Source organism: Dolichospermum sp. UHCC 0259 (assembly GCF_009711935.1).
Lineage (GTDB): Bacteria > Cyanobacteriota > Cyanobacteriia > Cyanobacteriales > Nostocaceae > Dolichospermum.
Window position 1 is genome coordinate 1 of the sequence record NZ_VIKX01000094.1, and the last position, 19031, is coordinate 19031.

General features: G+C 37.6%; 16 protein-coding genes. 6 read left to right on the forward strand and 10 right to left on the reverse strand.

The window, feature by feature from the left end; all coding sequences use genetic code 11:
- Window positions 1–107 precede the first annotated feature (107 nt).
- From FJR05_RS07040 to FJR05_RS07085, 10 genes are all read right to left on the reverse strand, one after another.
- Window positions 108–602, reverse strand: a complete 495-nt coding sequence (locus FJR05_RS07040; protein ID WP_168643458.1) for a nucleotide exchange factor GrpE — start codon at window positions 600–602, stop codon at window positions 108–110.
- A complete protein-coding gene (locus FJR05_RS07045) occupies window positions 595–1212 on the reverse strand; it encodes a molecular chaperone DnaJ (RefSeq protein ID WP_254446790.1) in 618 nt (205 codons plus the stop codon). The genes FJR05_RS07040 and FJR05_RS07045 overlap by 8 nt, the downstream gene beginning before the upstream one ends.
- Window positions 1213–1290: 78 nt before the next feature.
- Complete coding sequence (locus FJR05_RS07050; protein ID WP_168643459.1) at window positions 1291–3726, reverse strand: peptidase M, neutral zinc metallopeptidase site; 2436 nt, start codon at window positions 3724–3726, stop codon at window positions 1291–1293.
- Complete coding sequence (locus tag FJR05_RS07055) at window positions 3723–4226, reverse strand: LysM peptidoglycan-binding domain-containing protein (RefSeq protein WP_168643460.1); 504 nt, start codon at window positions 4224–4226, stop codon at window positions 3723–3725. The genes FJR05_RS07050 and FJR05_RS07055 overlap by 4 nt, the downstream gene beginning before the upstream one ends.
- Window positions 4223–6433 carry an Hsp70 family protein gene (locus FJR05_RS07060; protein WP_168643461.1) on the reverse strand — a complete coding sequence of 737 codons (2211 nt, stop codon included), beginning with the start codon at window positions 6431–6433 and terminating at the stop codon, window positions 4223–4225. Before FJR05_RS07060 ends, FJR05_RS07055 begins: the two co-directional genes overlap by 4 nt.
- A 267-nt stretch (window positions 6434–6700) precedes the next feature.
- On the reverse strand, window positions 6701–6955 hold the full coding sequence (locus FJR05_RS07065) for a type II toxin-antitoxin system Phd/YefM family antitoxin (RefSeq protein WP_168643462.1): 255 nt from the start codon (window positions 6953–6955) through the stop codon (window positions 6701–6703).
- A 154-nt stretch (window positions 6956–7109) separates the two neighbouring features.
- A complete protein-coding gene (locus FJR05_RS07070; protein ID WP_168643463.1) occupies window positions 7110–7451 on the reverse strand; it encodes a DUF5615 family PIN-like protein in 342 nt (113 codons plus the stop codon).
- On the reverse strand, window positions 7448–7672 hold the full coding sequence (locus FJR05_RS07075) for a DUF433 domain-containing protein (protein WP_168643464.1): 225 nt from the start codon (window positions 7670–7672) through the stop codon (window positions 7448–7450). Before FJR05_RS07075 ends, FJR05_RS07070 begins: the two co-directional genes overlap by 4 nt.
- Before the next feature lie 108 nt (window positions 7673–7780).
- The gene (locus FJR05_RS07080; protein ID WP_168643465.1) at window positions 7781–8173 is read right to left on the reverse strand and encodes a hypothetical protein; all 393 of its coding nucleotides are present in this window, start codon (window positions 8171–8173) and stop codon (window positions 7781–7783) included.
- 240 nt (window positions 8174–8413) lie between these two features.
- On the reverse strand, window positions 8414–8641 hold the full coding sequence (locus FJR05_RS07085) for a hypothetical protein (RefSeq protein ID WP_168643466.1): 228 nt from the start codon (window positions 8639–8641) through the stop codon (window positions 8414–8416).
- A 654-nt stretch (window positions 8642–9295) separates the two neighbouring features.
- Between FJR05_RS07085 and hpsA the strand changes: the two genes are divergently transcribed.
- The 6 genes from hpsA to FJR05_RS07115 all read left to right on the forward strand — a co-directional run bounded on the left by hpsA (window position 9296) and on the right by FJR05_RS07115 (window position 18964).
- Window positions 9296–14119 carry a hormogonium polysaccharide biosynthesis protein HpsA gene (gene hpsA, locus FJR05_RS07090; protein WP_168643467.1) on the forward strand — a complete coding sequence of 1608 codons (4824 nt, stop codon included), beginning with the start codon at window positions 9296–9298 and terminating at the stop codon, window positions 14117–14119.
- A 300-nt stretch (window positions 14120–14419) separates the two neighbouring features.
- Window positions 14420–15157, forward strand: coding sequence for a hormogonium polysaccharide secretion pseudopilin HpsB (gene hpsB / locus FJR05_RS07095; protein ID WP_168643468.1), 738 nt, complete (start codon window positions 14420–14422; stop codon window positions 15155–15157).
- Between the two features lie 208 nt (window positions 15158–15365).
- The gene (hpsC, locus tag FJR05_RS07100; protein WP_168643469.1) at window positions 15366–16439 is read left to right on the forward strand and encodes a hormogonium polysaccharide secretion pseudopilin HpsC; all 1074 of its coding nucleotides are present in this window, start codon (window positions 15366–15368) and stop codon (window positions 16437–16439) included.
- A 31-nt stretch (window positions 16440–16470) separates the two neighbouring features.
- Window positions 16471–17163: a Tfp pilus assembly protein FimT/FimU gene (locus FJR05_RS07105; RefSeq protein ID WP_168643470.1), complete on the forward strand. Its 693-nt coding sequence runs from the start codon at window positions 16471–16473 to the stop codon at window positions 17161–17163.
- Window positions 17164–17279: 116 nt separating this feature from the next.
- Window positions 17280–17816 (forward strand): Tfp pilus assembly protein FimT/FimU, encoded by a 537-nt coding sequence (locus FJR05_RS07110; RefSeq protein WP_168643471.1) that lies wholly within the window; start codon window positions 17280–17282, stop codon window positions 17814–17816.
- 74 nt (window positions 17817–17890) lie between these two features.
- Window positions 17891–18964 (forward strand): M48 family metallopeptidase, encoded by a 1074-nt coding sequence (locus FJR05_RS07115; protein WP_168643472.1) that lies wholly within the window; start codon window positions 17891–17893, stop codon window positions 18962–18964.
- Window positions 18965–19031: the final 67 nt, after the last annotated feature.

The following is a 19031-nucleotide window of genomic DNA, read 5'->3' on the forward strand; positions in this document are numbered from 1 at the left end:
TTTCCTTGATTGACTAATTCTTGAAACCGTAATCTTCGTTGAGTAGGGGAAGTAGGGGAGGTGGGGGAAGTAGGGGAGAAAGAATTTTCCCAATTACCAATTACCAATTACCCATTACCATCATCTGATTTAGCCGTAATGACTTCTGTGGGACGGAGGACTTTTTCACCTAAATGAAATCCGCGACGGACAATTTTAGTAATTGTTTGGTCTGGGATATCTGTTCTTTCTTCCCGGTCAATGACGCGACATAAGTTAAAATCTGGTTCTGTTCCTTCTTGTAATTCTATAGGTAAAAGTTGGCGCTTTCCTAAAACACCGAGAAACTTGCGATTAACTGCACCTATGGATCTGGGTAGACGTTCTATAAATTCTGGACTAGGACTAGGATTGTTTTCTAGATAGTCTAATAAAGCTTCTAAAGCATCAGCAACTTCTAAAAGTTCCAAGAATAAATCTTCTGTTTGGGCTGTAGTTTTGATTTGCTGTTCTCTCAAAGACTGCTGTAATAAAACATTGTCTTTTTGGAGAACGCCGAGTTTTTGGACGAGTAATTCTCGTAATTCTAAGCTAATTAGGTAGTTGGGGGATAAGTCAGGCACGGGAAATCTCTTTGGATAGCACAGCTAGAATTTTGTTAGCCCAAGTGTTAATTTGGGAATGAGGATGATTACGCAAAATTTGACTCAGAGCGATCGCTCTTTGTAATTGTCCACCCATTTGATAAGCTTTAATTAACCACATTTGGGCTTGAATATAATTTTGGCTATTGCGCTCTTGACAACCCTGACAGTAATCTTCTAAATATTTTATAGCTTTAGGGTAGCGCCCCTCTTTACAAGCTATCATCCCTTCGCTAAAAAGTTCCGACAAAGGGATAGGTAGAGGTTCTCTTTCTAAATTTTCCTGTTGGTTAGCATCGGCTAGTGCTTGTTCTAACCCGTCATATTCTGATAATAAAGTTAAAGTAGGTGCAGGTTTTGCCAAAGCTGATAAATCACTATACTTGAATCGCTTTATAGTTGGCAATAGCGGACGCAAATAATCAGCGATAATCCTTTCTTCTGCCTTCATCAAACTCTTCTGCGCCTTAGCAATCACATCCACAGGATACTGTTTGCGCTTCATTGCTAAAGCTACAGCTTTGGTAATTTCGGCTTTTGATGCAGCTTGAGACACACCTAAAATATCGTAAGGGTTATTTTCCATCATTATAGTCATTCACAGTTAGTTAGATCCCCAACTTCTTTAAGAAGTCGGGGATCTTATTCTTATTGTTTGCCGTTAAAATTAACATAATCCTAAGCCAGTATAAATTTCTTGAAATGCTGATTCATCAGGACAAAGTTCATAAGCCCAACCTCCTAATTTATAAATTATTTCTGGATCATTTAAATCACCATTCTTGATGCCATTAACTAATATATCCATAAAGATATCAGCAACAATATAGCGAATTCTGTCATGTTTAGAAAATTGCGCCTTTCGTTTCATTTCCTCCAATTTATGATTTTTAAATAATTTATCAATTTCTTCAAGTTCCTGGTTAATTTCTAACTTTTCTACTAAGGCAATTACAACTGGATTATTTTCATCAATTCTGCTAATTATCTTCAAATTTTGCAAAGCTTGTTCTGTAGAAACCTGTTGATTAAAAAGTTTATCATGCAATTCTTCAGCTTTAAATTCTGCCAAATAACTGCGTGCAGATTTAGTGGCAATAACATCATACCAAAATTGAGCAAATTCTAAATGTTCAGAAAATTCTGATATAGCTTGACGCTGTAAACTACAAAGTCTATCTATTTCCTGTTGCCAATCTTGATTATTTTGAACTTCTGCCTTAGCTTGTTGTAGAGGAATCATTGCCTGTGGCCAATTTTGCTTTTGTAGATAAAAACATCCTTCATAATAAGCAACAAATTGAACAGCAAAATTTTCGATTTCAGTAGTAGGCTGAATTGATGGTTTCAGAAGAATAGCTCTTTCAATATCTACCTCTAAACAAGCAGCTACAGCTAATCCCCAAGGGCTATAAAGAGCATGGAGAATTTTCTGATAAGGAGCAATTTTTTCTAAGGTTTTAATATTCTGTAATTCATAACATTCACGATAACTTTGATAACATCCAGGTGTAATAAATAAATTATTAATTAACATTCCTGAATTGACAGGTTCACCCATGAATTTTAAAGCTACTAATTCTAACCGACAGTAATCACGCAAATTTAAATATGTGGCAATATCTATATCCTTAACCTTGTCAATTGCCGATTCTAAACGGCGTTTTAACTCTAGAGAGAGCGCATTAAAATCAACATTTTTACCTCCCAACCAAGGAACATCCTGGAGATGAGGATTTGTGGTGATATTAGCAATAGCAGTAGCCAAAGAAATAATAAATTCTAATAAATTTTCATGACTACTTTGAGCCAAATAGTAATTAGCTACTGCCCAATTATGTAATGTAGTCATATTGGATTTATTCATCCATTCATTTTTAGCTTGTTGAGCAGTAAATTGATAGTTATGATTTTGCCAAGCTGCTGCTGCTAATCTAGGCTGAATATGTTCATCCAAATTTGTTTCTACAACTGGTTCAAAACCAAATTTATGAATAAATTCTTGACTAGCTGTTTTAGCTAACTCTAAATTTTCATATTTGACTAATTCTTCAATATTTTGTAAACATACTAAACGTTGCCTTTGGGCAATTTCTTTGATAATTTCTTGTTGTTGACTAATTTGAGAATTGGATATATTTTGCCATTCTCGGTAGGCTGATTGTAAAATTCCTTGTTGAGCAAAAGCAAATCCTCGCAGATAAGCAGCTTGTTCTCCAGGGACATTTTCTAAATCAGATATTGCTTGCTGCCAATTTTGGGTTTTAATGGCAATTAAGCCTAAGCGAATTTGACAATCGGGGAAATCTGGTAAAAGTGATTTAGCATCAGTGTATAGGGTTTTAGCAGTGGTAAAATCACCCCTTTTTTCTGCTTTTAAACCTTGACGAAATTTTTCTCTACCTTGAAATTTAGATTTGAGCTTTTTTAATAAATTTACACCATCAATGCGAGGAAAATTAGTAACTGCGGTTTCTAAAATATGAATAGCACTGCGTAGTTTTTCCTCGGTTTCTGCCTGTTGGGCTTTTTCTACAGCAGCTTGAAATGTTTGTTCTTGAGGAACTTGGGTTTGAGCATTAATAATAGATTTTTGAACTGAATCCAGAGGATATAATTTTAATGCGTCTTGATAAATAGAGATTCCCTTTTGAAAAAAAAGAGATTTTATTTGTGAATTTCCTTGATTGACTAATTCTTGAAACCGTAATCTTCGTTGTAATTCTCGTTGATATTGCTCAAGTGTTTTTGATATTTTTGGATCATAAAGAATTTGACAATAACGTTGATAAAGAGAAATAACAGCGGCTAAAATCTGAGTTTCTCCAGGATTACCAACATCATTCTTAATCATTCCTTGGGCTTTGATTGCCAATTGATCAGCAGATGCTAAATGTTTACGCCATTCAACTAATTGTGATTCTAGTTTTTCTACCAGATTACCAATTAATACTTTCGCTAATAAACGTTCCCAAAGACTGGGTTTTTCTGCCCAATCACTGAGGGCTGTTTCCGCAGTAATTACGGCCTCCCGCAGTTGTTTTTTTTGGGCAAAAGTTTCAGCTTTCTGACTAGCTTGTTTAAAGCTGCCAACTATCTTCATAGGCTTTTCCTTTGACAGCTACTAGGAATTTTCAACACCTGATCTATATCTAATTGATTTTCCCGTTTTTGTAATTCAGGATTAGCATCAACGATTAATTGCCAATCTGTAGATTTACTACAAAATTTTTCCGCAATACTACTAAGAGTATCTCCTGATTTTACGGTATAAGTGGCTAGTTGTGGGGCTGGTTTAGGAATTACAGGAGTAATTACAGGGGGAGTGAGATTAGTATTAGTAGTAACGTTAGGAACTGTAGGTTTAGGACTTGTTACAGTATAAATAGCGGTTTGCAGGGCAAAAAAACTACCTGCTGCACCAATAGTAATGCCTATTACTAGCATGAAAATAGCAATAGTTGTTGTCCAAGATTTCGGACGCTGGGGTAATTCTGCCAAGGAACGGATGAGAGAAACGTCGGTGTCACAATTAGGACAACTGTTGCCCTCAATTCCTTTATATCCACAAACCGGACAGTCAATTTTAGTTTTGGTGTTCATCGTGTAAGTCCCGTGATAATGCTATTACTGGGTAATTCTTGATTTAACCAATGTTGTACATCTGGTTGTAATTCTCGCCATAAACGATCTGTTTCATTGCTATCACCATTGGTGGCTGCATTTAACATCCGAGAGAGTTTGTCAGACATAGCATTCGCTTGGGTAGGGGCAACGGCTTTGGCTTGTTGGATGGCGAGAATACAACCTTGTACTAACTGGACTTCATCAGGTAAATTGCGAAGTTCTCGTCTGGTTTCTTGACTGTGATACTCCATTGAGGAGAGATTATTAGTATTAATAGCAAATTGTAATTCTTGACTCAAGTTTTGTAATCGTTCTTGCTGAAGTTGGGGAATCATAAAGCCGCAGAAGTTAATCACGCGATCGCACTCGTTCACCAAATACTCTGCTTCTAAGCGTTCAGGTGACATAGATAGCTGGAACTGATTGAGACTTTCCTCCGCCCGTTCCTGTAAATCACTATACTCTTCTCCAGTGCGAGGATTAATAATCCCATTAGCTAACTGAACAACTGGTACAGCTAACTTCAAGGCTGATTCTACACCGAATGCAGTTAAGTCTTGGTGATTCAGTTCTGCGATCGCCTCCTCTAATTCTTGATAGATTTTCTCATCTACCCGCCCCCGCGAAAAATTACAACTGACTTTCACCGATGGATTATTTTTTAAAGTTGCAGTCATTTTTAAATCGCTGTTCTTTTCATCCAACTCCAAATAAGCAATAATTTCCGTTCCCGCTGGATATTTGTTATCTAAACCTAACCACATATCCCCAATTCGTTCATTATTTTTCACCCCATCTAAATCTTCTTTCACATCATCAGGGCTGAAAAACTGAAAGTGAATTAAGCGTTGTCCTTCTACTACAGTTTTAAAAGTATGAGAAACAGTGATCGGTAATATATCGCCACGATTAATAACTTTATCTTGACGATTAACTAATTGAATAAAATAATCACGAGAAACCGTCGTCACCTTATCTGTTTGTCCCGCCGCAACAATCGCTGCACCTTCGGCTACTGCATACATTGGACGGGGATGCAAAACTACCTTATTCACCCCAAAAGCCGCTTCTAATTGCCGTTTAACCAAGGGAATTTGGGAAGAACCACCCACCAACAGCACCACGTCCACCATATCCATTTGATATTCTGCATATTCTAAAGCTTGGCGACATATTTGTAATGTTCTTTCGACCAACTCCCCAATCATATTTTCAAATTGCTTGCGGGTAATTTCCACTTCAATGGGAATCCCAATTCCCAACTCATCTAATAATTGAGTAGCCGGGTTAATTTGAGCAGATATATTATTACTTAATTCTACCTTTGCCCGTTCTACAGCTATTTTCAAATCAGCATTAAATCGCCCTCTTTGATAATAGGGCATTTTAGAAATTAAGCTATCAATATCACTAATTCTTTCTTGTTTGGCAACTTGTTCTTTCACAAACTTGATTAGGCGAGAATCAATATCATCACCACCTAACCATAAATCACCTGCTTTTCCCTGTTCAATAAATGAAGTTCCGGCTGCGGTAATTACTGAAGCGTCAAAAGTTCCACCGCCAAAATCATAAACCAAAATTGTTTTCACATCATCGCTATTCGGTGAAAACCCGTAGGATATGGCCGCTGCTGTAGGTTCTGGTAATAATTCTAGGGGAGTAAGTCCAGCTTTCAGGGCTGCGGTACGGGTAGCATGACGCTGTTGATCATTAAAATAAGCAGGAATAGTAATTACAGCTTGATCAATAATTTCCCCTTTACCTATCCCTCGTTGATAAGTTTGGGCATTTTGCACCACTTTTTTGAGAATTTCCGCCGAAATATCCTCTGGTTGGTATTCTTTCCCCCCTAACCACACAGCAATGCTATTATCTGTTCCTTGACTGGGTGGGGCGATTTTATAAGCCAGTTCGGACTGTTGTTTTTGCACGGCTACGTCCCCAAAACCCCTACCCATTAACCGTTTGATGGAAATAATCACATTTTCTGAATCATGGCGAATTTGATTATAAGCCTGTTCTCCTACCAAAAATTTATCTTGTTCAGCAGCTACTACTGAACGGGTGAGTTTTCTATCTGGGGGTGTGTTGTCATTAGCTGTGACTACTTCCACACCTGCTAACTTAAATGCAGCGACGGAGTTAGTTGTTCCCAAGTCTATACCAATTGCTTTACCCATGATTCATTCTCACCCTGATTATCAATGATTTAACTTGTTTGAACGATAGATGCTGCTTTTTATTTTATACCAAATCAATATGAAAATAATTTGTAATTAAGTTTTGTTACGGAGTTTATCACCTAATTATCCAGAAAATTATTTACTAAACTTCTAATACTCTTTTAATTAATTTTAACAATGTTTAAATATTTGTTTGATGTAAAACCAGGAATTATTTTGCTTTTATCAAGTAGGATTTCTATCCAGCTTTTATAAATGTGAGTTTCATTCTTCAATTAAGTCTCTTTCAATAACTTTACCTGCTTTTGCTGATTGAATTGATTCAAGAAGATGCTTCGCGTTAAAAGGATTTGAGAGCAAATACAATGTTTCTTGCCATGATGAAAATTCGTCTAGAGAAATTAAAATAGCCTTGTTGCCTTTATTATTACAAATAATAGTCGGTTCTACATCTGCAATCACACGATCTATCAAACCATCTAAGTCATAACTTGCTTGTTGAGTAGTTATTGCATCCATTTTATCCTCCTTTATTTGTTAAATATTTTAGTTAAATTCTAGCTTAGAAATTTCAGGATTAAAGTAAAAGTAAGGAAGAGATAATGTTATTATTAATATCTCTTCCTCATTTACAAAATAGACAAAATAATAAGTCAGTGCTTACACCATCGCATTATCTAAATGCTTCGATCTGATCCAAGTAAACATTAATTAGCTTATGGTCAATAACCAAAGTTTCAATTTGCGGCCAAATATCGGCGAGAAATGAGTGAAATACAAGTTTTGGCATATTCCCAAAGCGTAAATGCACTACTTTAGGCGGGAATAAATCAACCATCAGCCGATCTGAGAAATCCGCATCTTTGGTAACAATTACTAATTTTTTATCCTTTGCATACTGCCAGATTTGAGTATCACTTGGACTTTCACCTAAAGCAGAGACATGGATAATGGGTAAAGATGGGGTAAATCGGATTTTAGCTGGTAGATTTTCGTCAAATAAAAACCCATTCATGCAATTTTTCTCACTTCGTAGTGATTCGCCATCAACTTTGCTGCGAATTGGATACAAGCATAAATATCTTCTCGTTTCAGAGAAGGGTATTCTTCAAGAACTTCCTCGATTGAATCACCCGCACCTAAAAACTCCATAATTGTTTGTACAGGAATTCGAGTGTTAGCGATAATCGGTTTTCCATTACAAATATCTGGATGAATATTGATTCGACTTTCCATAAAGATTTTTTTCCTTTCTAAAAATCTAATGTTGAGCAGCCAAGAATAACCTCATCGTAGAAGATAGACTAAATTTAGCTGGGTGAAAATTTATCCTGATAGCTTTGATTACTTTCCTATGCGACGACGTATTAGTGGGTTTTTCTCCAAAAAATCACTATTTTCTTCATCTTCTGCATGATCCTTCAATAATTGGATAAATTCTTTTTCAATTCGATCATTAATTATGTCGCTCATTAAACCACCCTCAAATCTTGGTAATTCGCATATATTGCAAATATATATATTTCCACCTGTAAGTGGCATTACACCGGGAACATAGTCAAGAATACGACCAATAATCATCCGATCATAAGTAGCATATTGTGATGAAGAAGGTATTTCACCATAACTTCTAGGAGTATGAGGTTGTATTTTATCACAGTAGAGACAACGCAAGTTACGACCCTGTGCTAGAGCATTAAATATTTTTGAACCCAACACTGAAAATAAATCAGCCATTGTTTTGATCCTAAATTCAGTAAATCATCACATTTTTAATATCCAACATTATACCAACTTTTCGGATATATGCCTAAATTTGTACCAAATTAAAGGCTTTTGCCTCTATTCCTCCCCAATAACCAAAACTTATATACATAAACTCAGTCTAAAATAAAACCTGTAGTTTTTCGACAAGCGATAGCGAAGCGCTGCTGCAAGCAGTTCGCCAAGCGCTGTTGTGGATAGCAGCCAAGACGATTAATCCTGTTCGGCAATAAAATCCTCTAAACTCGAAAATTGCCCTCTTTCAAAATCATCAAGCCCGCCTTGGATTCCCTTTAAAGCCTCAAAAAAATCATTATCATCCAAACTCAGCCCCAAAGTCAGAACCGCGATCGCCATTTGCGAAATATCTTGTCCGGTGCTTTCAGCCCGCTGTCGCAGCAGCCCCTCAATTTTCGGTGGCAGATCGAGTGTAATGGACATTGTTGATTTTTCCTCAGTGATACTGGTTCTATTATAGCGATCAGCTTGTTTAGGTGTTTTAGATGGGATATATTGCAGATTAAGTTAATTAACGTAAAGTTAAATCCATAATTATTGACAAAATTAAGAGATAGTGCTTCGTGTTATATTCCAAATTGCTTGGGGATAGAAGTTTTAGCTTAAGTTTACACATATCAGCTTTTGCTTTACCCATACACATCTAGGTTTTTTGTCATTTTGCCAAAGTTTATATCCTACCCGTCTTTAGTATATATTTACCAGTGATATTTTTTCCATAAAAACTGGGTAGTATAAAAATGTTGTCTTTATCAAAAATTTATATAATTATTGTTGTCAGTATCTACTCAAGTAGATATACTATCAGTATTCAGAAGAATATAATATCTGCGATCGCAGAATTCAGTATTTTCCAGTTTAGAGTTAGGATATCAACAATGCTATAACGAAAACATCTAAATATAACTAAGCTCAGTGTATTTGAGCTAAACAACCGCTTTTATTGCCAACTACCACCACAAAACCTCAGTAGTTAACCCTCTTAATATAACATTCTGCCCTAAATTTGGCGGACAGGATTATTTGTAATCATAACTAGAAAAATATTCACCCCAATCATTAATCAGGGAAACAGTAATGTCTCACAAACGTCAGCCATTTAAAAAAATTACCAACATCTCCGCAAGACTTATCAGGCGGTTTTTAACAACCACAAAAAAACAACTTATTTGGTTATTAAGAACTGTCTTTAGTAGTCAAAAACAACAGCAAAGCACCAATGCAGGTTTCGTATTGCCAACAGTGGCAATGGTATCTGTAGTAGTAGTTTTGTTAACCACTGCTATCATGTTTCGTTCCTTTGATCGGGCGAAAATTGCTAGTAACGTCCGCGTCAATCAAATAGCCATGAATTCTGCGGCTCCTGCGATTGACCGAGCCAGAGCAAAATTAAAGAAGCTATTTGAGGATAACCGACTAGCACGAGCCACACCAACGGAAGCAGCACTAGATGCGGTTTTAGTCACATATAAAGATGAATACACCTTTGGTGATGAAAAAAATCTGACAATCAACTGCATTGATCCTAGTAATGGTTTAAATGCTGGGGTTTGTGCTAATACTACCGGCAAAGAATTAAAAACAGCATGGCAATTCCCAGTTGATACCGACAATAATGGTAAATTTGATAGCTACACCTTGTACGGGATTTATTATAAAAATCCAGACTTAAATGACACTAACACTCAATATAAAGTCAAAAGAAATCCCATCCAAGCTAGAACCACACCGATGACTTTTACGAGTATAGGTGGAAGTTGTGGTACGAGTAAAGTGACTAGTGCTAGTTTAGTTGGTGTCAATGGTTGGTTTAAAGGCAATAAATCATTAAGATTGGTGAAGGCATTTTTCGTCTACACTGTCACAGTTCCCATCACCTCCACTACCACCATTCCTAGCGGTACTAGCAGTAATTACGAAGTCAACACTGGCAATAAAAGTTTCTCAGCCCTAGAGTATGAACAAGATAAGGTTCAACAATCTCTAATTAACAATGCCGTAGTTTATCAAGATGACCTAGCCATAACTCCTGGGTCTGATTTCCGGCTTAATGGTCGCATTTTCACCAATGCCAACTTACTCACTGGTAACAATACAAAGAATAATCCAACGTATAGTCTACCCCAATCTCTTATCAGAATATATCAAGTCAGTAGTCCCAATTCCTGTTTTTACGAAGCAGAAAATGCCAAAATTATAGTAGGCGGCAATATAGGTAATGGAGGAATTACAGGAGGAGCAAATTGTTATACTCAGTTTGATTTATTCCCAGGTAAAGGTGTTGCTCCTACTGCTGATCCTAGTTTGTCTAATACTTCTACTCTTTGTACTGCTGCTTCTACTGCTACAGTCGTCTCTCTCAATAATAATCAATCAGTAACAGATGAAACAACTAGTATAGCTTATAACAATCTAGCTTATACACAGCGGATAAATCGTTTAGTTGCTGCTCAAAAAGCAGCTTATCCTGACAGCACCGCTGGAACTGGAGCAATTCAAACAAATGATCCAGCGGAAGTGCAACAAGGTATTCAACAACAAAAGGATGCAACTGGTCTATCGAGTTATACGGATGATCAGGTAGCACAATACCGTTCAGAACAACTACAGCTTTACTTTCAAAAACGGACTCGGCGAGTCCCTTTCAATGAAGTTGCTTTTGCTGGGGATGCGTTGGGTAGTTATGACACTACAAGTCCACTAGAAGGTAGTGGTGATGAACTTCGCCCTATAGATGCCTGGAGTTACCCCACAGACCCCACTGATGGTAAAACTGGTACTGGTTATACAGGTTTAACATTAAAAATTAGTGATACTGGTACTGGGCTTTATCCTGAGGCTACAGAGCCAACACTGCTGCTGAAAAACGCCAAGGAAGAATTCTTAGGAGATAGAATCCAGATTGGTAATAATTTACCTCAGCTATGGTGGAAGACTTCTGAATCTAAGTTTGTTGGACCAGAACCCTCGGATACTCAAAGCATTAGTGGCATCAATTGGACAAAGCCTGATTCACCCGCCGAAAACCGCTATCGCCTCTCCCAGATTCAGACACTAGCTGATGTCGGCTCTACGGATAGAGATAGAGATTGGGAACTAGACGCGGCAAAAGTACCAGAGAGTAATCAAGATCCTGTCGGTGGGTTGCGGGTGGTTACAGGGGCTGGGATTTATTTACGTAGTGCTGATACCGCAGCAACTACCAGTTTTACTAACGCGAAAGATGAAGTTTGGTCGGACATGATGCCTGTGCCTAACGCTGTAACAGATGCCAAGGATCCACAGACACCTTACTCAATGTATCCTGAACTTCAAGACGTTAAATTTAAAGTAGATAAACTTACTGATCAACCTGATAATGCCAATATTCCATACCTAAGAATGCGGGCAACGGCAGTTTATCACTACAAACAAACTAACTACAGTCAGACAGCCCCCACACCGATAGCCTGTGTTAGTAGTTTTTATGATCCTACGAACAGTGTTACAGCTAGGAATAGGACTGGATTGCCAAGTTGGACTCCCCCTACTGGTTTTGGTGGAGGTGGTACTGGTGGCTTATCCAATAATGGAATAGTTTATGGACCACCAACAAAAGCTTATAGTGATTATGATAGCCTTCTAACCTATCAATCTACATTAAGATATGCCAATAGGCGCTCCATAGATGATGGACTTTTAGCTGTGGCTTTAGAAAAAGCAAAAGCATCAGCCAACCTGACTCTTTCAGAACGATCTGCTATTGATGCGGCTATTTGCGCTTTGCAAATTTTAGATGGTAGTGTCACACCTTCGGATACGGCAATTCCTCATGGAGCAATTTTTGAAGCTGCGTTTTTAGATGGCAGACAAATTAAGGCAATACATTCAGACGATACAACTACCGCTGCTGATGAAAGGTTTGTGAATGTAAATCTTAATAGCACGGCCAATCTCAGCACAAACTATGATCTGCCAATACAAGATAGACAGCCTGTAGAAATTCGTGCCACTGTATTAGATTTGGATAAATTAAGAACCAAAGAGATTGGGGGAACAACACCATCACAGGAATACTTAATTCCCAATAGTGGCATTATCTACGCTACTCGTGACGATGCCTTGGCAGATAAAAGTTCAGGTAATGCAGACGAAACGGCGAAGAAGCTAGAAAGTTCAGTGGACTACAAACTTGATCCCAGTCGTCGTCCTAATGCCATTATTCTAGCTAATGGGTCAAACATCTCGCGGAAACCAGATTATCGAGACGCAGAGAAAGGTTTGATTGTCGCTACCAATTTACCTTCATATATTAAAGGTGACTTTAATCTGCATAGTAGCGGTGAGGAATTTACTGATGCGCTAGATAGCACTTGGAGCAATTTTTACACGAGATCAGCTAGTAATCTCAATCCTAATTTCGCTTGTCGTCCCAAAGACCCAAGATTGAATGTTGGTGGTGTTGATAAATGTCCTACTGGTGATACATGGCGAACTGCGGCTGTGATTTCCGATGCCATGACATTACTATCTAATAGCTATCAGTTTGGCTTCCGCAATGATGGAGATTATGACTGGAATAATAACTCCAGTGATCCGGCTTCAATTGATCCGGCTTCAATACCTAGCCGGACAATTAACAATGAATTTGGAACTAACAAGAATTTCCTATTCAATACCTACGCTCCGAAAACTCCTACTACTATTACTGGCACGTTTAGTGGTAAGTTTAATAGTGATGGTAAGTTGATTGATATTGATGATCCTAATAAGGATGGTACATTCGCTAAGGGACTGGAGAGTCAACATTACAATAATGGTTGGCGTTCTGGTCCGCCTAGTTCCTATATGTATAATTTTGTTACCCCTGTTGTCAGACAAACGGAAAGGAAAAACATTTCATATTTAGATTATGTGTATGAAGTTTGTGATGGTAGTATTGGCAAGTTCACCGACTGTAATAGTCCTACCAGCGATCCTAAACATTGGGTAATTACTAACGTGTCGACAGCTCAACACTACAAAGGACAAGGAAAGAATAATTGGAAGGGTGATATTGTAAAACAACCAATGACTTCTATAAAAACTGGCTCAGTTGGTACACCTGCCTCAGCTGAGTGGTCGGGGCCAAAGTTTGTGAAAAGAATTGCTTTTAAACGTAAGGCTGATGGTACGTTAGATAGTCCTCTTGCTGTTTATGGGGTAGATAGTTCGGGAAAATTAGAGGCTTTTGAAATATCAAATAGAAAAAATATTCGCCAGGTGAAAATAAGCACTGATGACACTATAGTTCCTTGGTTAAAACTTGATGATGATTATCAATGGAAACCTGTTTTATGGAACTCTCCTTTAAGCGCAAACGATAAATACAATAATTTTTGGTTGCAACAAGCTACAGAGACTACTTACAATGTCATAGTTGCCGCTGGTGATACTCCCGCTCGAACCAATGAAGATAATGGGGGTTTGGAGAACTATGTCCGTTTATCGGAGCTATGGATAAGTAATGATAAGGATGAGAAGGGAAATCTAATCAAAGTAAAAGCCAAGATCAGTGGTAGTTTCATGCAGCTAAGAAAGAGTTCTTATGCTACAGCCCCATTTCTGACAACCTTAACGACTTCTACCTCCGATGATTTTAAATACTCTGTCTCCAATGGAAATCAAAAACTTCCCTACTACGATACTCCCATAAGATTATGGGGTTATGATGTCGGGATACTTTCTCAGTCACCAGATTTGTTTTCCCAAAAATTAGTTATACCAGTAGGTGATTTACCCAATGAATATTTCCGAGAAGTGGGTAAAGATGATCCTTGGGTACAAAATTTATTGTGTGCTAAGGACGGTACTGATCCTACTGCTACCACCCCCCCTTATGTAATTGACCAAAATCAACGTCCAAGTATCTGTCAATCTTAGTCGGCATGGTGGAGAGATTATATACAATGTCTCTCCACTCATCATTTTTGCCGGATTGGGAAAGACACGCCAGGGAATAAATTCCCTGTCTAATAGCTCAAGTCCGTTAAAACGGACTGCTGAAATTTTCCAAGTATTTAGTCATCTTCAGATGACTTTCGCTATTAGCAAGGAACTTGAGTTCCTTGCGGGATAGAGGGTTCACGTTAAGTTGACACCAATGAGCTTTTGCTTTACCCCTGCCTAGAGAATTAAATGATTAAGCCGTTTTGAGTATAAATAAGGATTTGGTGATTAACAATGGTGCAACTTATAGGGAAACGGAATATTAGCAAAGATGATGGTTTTACTATTATTGAGTCGTTAGTTGCCATGATTGTGGCTTCTGCCTTAATGTTAGCGATCGCACCAGTTTTGATCCTATCTACAGCAACTCGTGTTCAGTCTCGTAGGGTAGAACTAGGTTCAAAAGCTGCAACGTCATTTATTGATGCGGTCAGGTCTGGAAGGATAGCCACACAATCAACGGATGGTACAACCGAATATATAACTACAGTTAAAGAGATTGATTCCACTGAATCTTCATCTTCATCTAGAAGCATTACAGATAGCAATAACATCAATGACTATTTGATTAGCGATAGCGATGAGAAGATGCCTGTTCCCTCATCAGCCGAAAATTTATATTGTGTTCAAAGTGATGGGATTATTCTGACACCTGGTTGTTCTAGTGTCCTTAATCAAAAGAATTTGTTTTACATTCAAGCGGGTCGAACAAGGATTACCAATTCTGGAACTAATGATGGTTATCGTTTAGCAGTGAGAGTGTATCGCCAAGATATTGATTTCACGAAACCTGTTTCAGCCAATGAAATTAATACCAAAAATACACAAGAACCTGTCACTGCTGGTTCAGGAAATAAACAAGCGCCGATTCTAGAAATGGCTGCTGATGTGGCTAATGCTAATACAAGTTTTAAGGCTTTATGTAATCGCTTGGGTTTTAAAGCTGGTTCTGATACTAAACCTTGTAACTAAAAAATTGGCAACTGTTCGGTTACTTTTGCAAAGCAATAGTATGAAAACTAACAAAGGCGTTGGGACATGAACTTTTGTAAAATCACGAAAAACCTAGACTTGTAGGGGTTTAGCAGTGCTAAACCCCTACCAGCAGAATCAAATAATTAAGCCGTGTTGAATATAATTAAATTCGGATGATTAAATTTACTAAAGGTGAAACTGGAATATGCTTAAACCAACTAATTTCTTGCTTAAAGGATGGATGCAATTTTCTAGGGTAGCAAACCGAGATCATGGTTTTACCCTGTTGGAACTGTTAATAGGCTTGGTAATGGCATTTTTAATCTTGACACCGTTGTTTGGACTAATGCTAAACATTATGAATACAGACAAAAGGGAGCAAGCTAAGACGACTTCTGAGCAAGAATTACAAATAGCGATGGATTTCATTACTCGTGATTTACAACAGGCTGTTTATATCTATGGTTCCCAAGGTGTTACGAGTAATTACAGTGATACAGCCGCAAGTAGTGGGATTAAAGATTCGTTGCCTACTGTCGCCAATGGAGTACCTATACTGGTTTTCTGGAAGCGAGAATTAATATCAAATGTCATTCCTACGGATGTATCAGAGGCAAAGGATGATGCTTTTGTTTATTCTTTAGTTGCGTACTACTTGATTAAGGATAGTAATACAACTTGGTCGAATGCAGCTCGGATTTCTAGATGGCAAATTAAGGATGGTGTCCGCAGTATAAGTAACAGTACGGGGGAAACTTGCACTGGTTCTTATGATACAACTCTTAAATTTGTTGCTACTGAGAACTGTCCTGATAATGGTTTTGTGCCGTTTAACCTGGATAGAGGAACGGGTGATATAACTCAAAAAATGAATCAATGGCGATCGCCTGATACCACCAATTATCCCAACTTAACAACAACCAAGACGACTACTACCCAGGTGCTAGTTGACTATATTGATCAAACTGTGCCACCGGATAATGACGCTACAAATAGTCCAAATATAACACCATCATGCGGTACTGATGCTAACCAACCAAGTGTTGACATAATACCAATATCAAGTACAACAATGACCAGTTTTTATGTCTGTGTTAGTAATTATCTAGACAAAGAAAACAAAGGGCAAGTAATTTCCACAGCCCAGATTTTTATCCGGGGTAATGCTTTAGCTCGTACGCAAGCCAGTAATATAAATTACACTGACAAGAATCAACAAACTTTCTTTCCTACGGTTAGTGCTATTGTTCAGGCTCGTGGCTTTTTGTACACTCAATAAATAAAACCATCTTAATTAATAGGAGTAAATAATGGTTACTGATTATAGAGTTAAAAGTTTAATTATCAAATTATTACAGCATCATCGTCAACGATATATTGATCTAGATGCTGGTTTTACAGTGTTGGAAATAATGACAGCGTTGTTAATGATTGGTATTCTATCAGCGATCGCTGCTCCTGGTTGGATGGGATTTATTAATCAACAACGCTTAAATCAAGTCAGTAATGGAGTTGTATCAGTCATTCAACAAACACAGTCAGAAGCTACAAAAACAAAACGTACCTACAGCGTCAGTTTTCGCGTTAATAGTGGCATCCCTGAGTACATAATTTATCAGGGTACTCCTCCTGCTACGATTACTTCTGGTTGGACAGCTTTAGGTGATAATGTAACGCTTGAATCCAGACAAGTTTTCTTGTACACAAATCTTACATCTTTGACAGCCTATAATACAATAGATACTACAAGTGATACTACAAAACAGATTGTTCAAACCGGACCAGGAACCGGCACAATTACTTTTGACAATCAAGGCGTATTAGCAAGTAAGAGCGGTGGTACTGTCACTGACATACCTTTAGCAATTATGGTGTCTGCACCCCAATCAACAACAAATAATGCCGCTAGTAGCGAAAAACGCTGCGTTATCCTGCAAAGCTTAATTGGTGGTATCCGAACCGCGAAAGACGCAAGCTGTCAAACTATCCCCACGAGTCAATGAGGTAATAATTTTACATAGCTATAAAAAAATCAAAAATTCCTAAAAAAACATCATATAAAAAAATCATCCCCCCATAGCAATATATATATGTTTATCTTGCTTGCCAATTACCAGGGATGAATTACTTACCGAAGCATAACTCTAACAGCGGTTTCACTGTGATAGAAATGATGACAGCGTTGTTAATGATTGGTATCCTATCAGCGATCGCAGCACCAAGCTGGTTAGCGTTTATCAACGTTCACCACTTAAATATTGCCCAAGATCAAGTTTATCGAGCCATGCGTGAAGCTCAAAGCCAAGCCAAAAAGGAAAAGTTGACTTACCACGCTAGTTTCCGCGAACAAAATAATATTCTTCAATGGGCAGTTCATGCGGCTACAATTGACCCATCTAATGCTCAATGGAATGATTTAGATGCTAGTGTGAAGTTAGACACAGAATCAACATTAGACCAATTATCTAATGGTGTGAGACGAGTCCAGTTTGATTATATAGGTAGTGTTCCCCTGAATCAACAGGGACGAATCACTCTGTCTCCTAAATCTGGAGGAAAAGTCAAGCGTTGTGTTATCGTTTCCACCATATTAGGCGCAATGCGAACCGCTAAGGAAAATCCTACACCTGATAACAGAAACAGGTATTGTTATTGATTCAGCCAGATGCAGCCAGATCCCCGACTTCTCTAAGAAGTCGGGGATCTATATCCTTTATTAAAAACTAATATATGATGGATCAAGTTATTAAAGCTTTTGAATGTAAAGATTATCAAACAGCAGCCAAATTACTTCAGAAACTACTGGTAGAATCACCAGAAAATCCTTGGGTACAACTATATTTTGGTAAATTAAAAGAAGTTTCTCATCAATTCCCAGAAGCTGAAAAAGTATATCGTCAATTACTCCGCATAACGACTCATAATAAAATTATTTCCCAAGCTCGTCAAGGCTTACAGCGACTAGAAGAAGTCAAACAAGAAGAAAAACAACGAGCTATATTTAAATCTATATCTGCACCTAATAACAATGAACTGGGAATATTAGTTTTAGAACCCATTAATAATGAACTCAAAACCAGCGCAGCCAGCAATTTTGCCCAAATCATGCAGATAGACATTTACACAGCAAGAATGATATTACCTAGCCAAAATTGGCGAGTTTATCGCATTGCTAAAGTCGGAGAATTAGCATTCTATGGAACACAATTACAACAGGCTGGTATTCCCTGTTTCTGGGTAAAAATTCCCCAAATTCAACAAATTCAAGTATTTCAAGTTAAACATTTATCAATAAATAAATCTCAAATCAACGTAGTTTGTCAAAATGAAGCAAATCAAACTGGTTCGATGAAATTTGATTTATCAGAAGTTACTGATAGAGTAGTGGGACTTTTACCAATTTTTGAACAAGTTGTAGATGTTAATGCTAAAGGGAAACTAGAACGGAAAACTAAAACTCAAGATTATGCTCAATTTTGTGATTTACATCTACCAAATAGACGGAGTATTTTGCGAATTTATGATCAAGGATATGAATTTCAACAAGGTTTAGAAACTCAATCTCAAGCTAACTACAATACCATGAGAATAAATTGGAACAATTTAATGGTATGGGTTGAGAATCATTTACCAGAAGTTAAGGTGTGGTCAGATTTTAAACCCTTTGCACAAATAGTTATAGACCAAACAGACATCCTCAAACAAATCCCATCTCACATCAATTTATTTCGCAGGGAACAAAGTAATTGGGATGCAGCTTTTCATTTATATAGTGGGATTATCTTTACTAAAAATGCTTTGTAGGAGGTTTTAAAAGTAGTTTTTCACTCTCCCCCCACTTTCGAGAGTTTATAGGGTAGGTAGAAGTAGG

Coding starts and splice junctions, on each gene's coding strand:
- FJR05_RS07065 (WP_168643462.1), bottom strand. CDS start 6,955: ATGGATGCAATAACTACTCAACAAGCAAGTTATGACTTAGATGGTTTG.
- hpsA (WP_168643467.1), top strand. CDS start 9,296: ATGTCTCACAAACGTCAGCCATTTAAAAAAATTACCAACATCTCCGCA.
- FJR05_RS07045 (WP_254446790.1), bottom strand. CDS start 1,212: ATGATGGAAAATAACCCTTACGATATTTTAGGTGTGTCTCAAGCTGCA.
- hpsB (WP_168643468.1), top strand. CDS start 14,420: ATGGTGCAACTTATAGGGAAACGGAATATTAGCAAAGATGATGGTTTT.
- FJR05_RS07085 (WP_168643466.1), bottom strand. CDS start 8,641: ATGTCCATTACACTCGATCTGCCACCGAAAATTGAGGGGCTGCTGCGA.
- FJR05_RS07060 (WP_168643461.1), bottom strand. CDS start 6,433: ATGGGTAAAGCAATTGGTATAGACTTGGGAACAACTAACTCCGTCGCT.
- FJR05_RS07055 (WP_168643460.1), bottom strand. CDS start 4,226: ATGAACACCAAAACTAAAATTGACTGTCCGGTTTGTGGATATAAAGGA.
- FJR05_RS07115 (WP_168643472.1), top strand. CDS start 17,891: ATGATGGATCAAGTTATTAAAGCTTTTGAATGTAAAGATTATCAAACA.
- FJR05_RS07075 (WP_168643464.1), bottom strand. CDS start 7,672: ATGGAAAGTCGAATCAATATTCATCCAGATATTTGTAATGGAAAACCG.
- hpsC (WP_168643469.1), top strand. CDS start 15,366: ATGCTTAAACCAACTAATTTCTTGCTTAAAGGATGGATGCAATTTTCT.
- FJR05_RS07080 (WP_168643465.1), bottom strand. CDS start 8,173: ATGGCTGATTTATTTTCAGTGTTGGGTTCAAAAATATTTAATGCTCTA.
- FJR05_RS07105 (WP_168643470.1), top strand. CDS start 16,471: ATGGTTACTGATTATAGAGTTAAAAGTTTAATTATCAAATTATTACAG.
- FJR05_RS07050 (WP_168643459.1), bottom strand. CDS start 3,726: ATGAAGATAGTTGGCAGCTTTAAACAAGCTAGTCAGAAAGCTGAAACT.
- FJR05_RS07070 (WP_168643463.1), bottom strand. CDS start 7,451: ATGAATGGGTTTTTATTTGACGAAAATCTACCAGCTAAAATCCGATTT.
- FJR05_RS07110 (WP_168643471.1), top strand. CDS start 17,280: ATGAATTACTTACCGAAGCATAACTCTAACAGCGGTTTCACTGTGATA.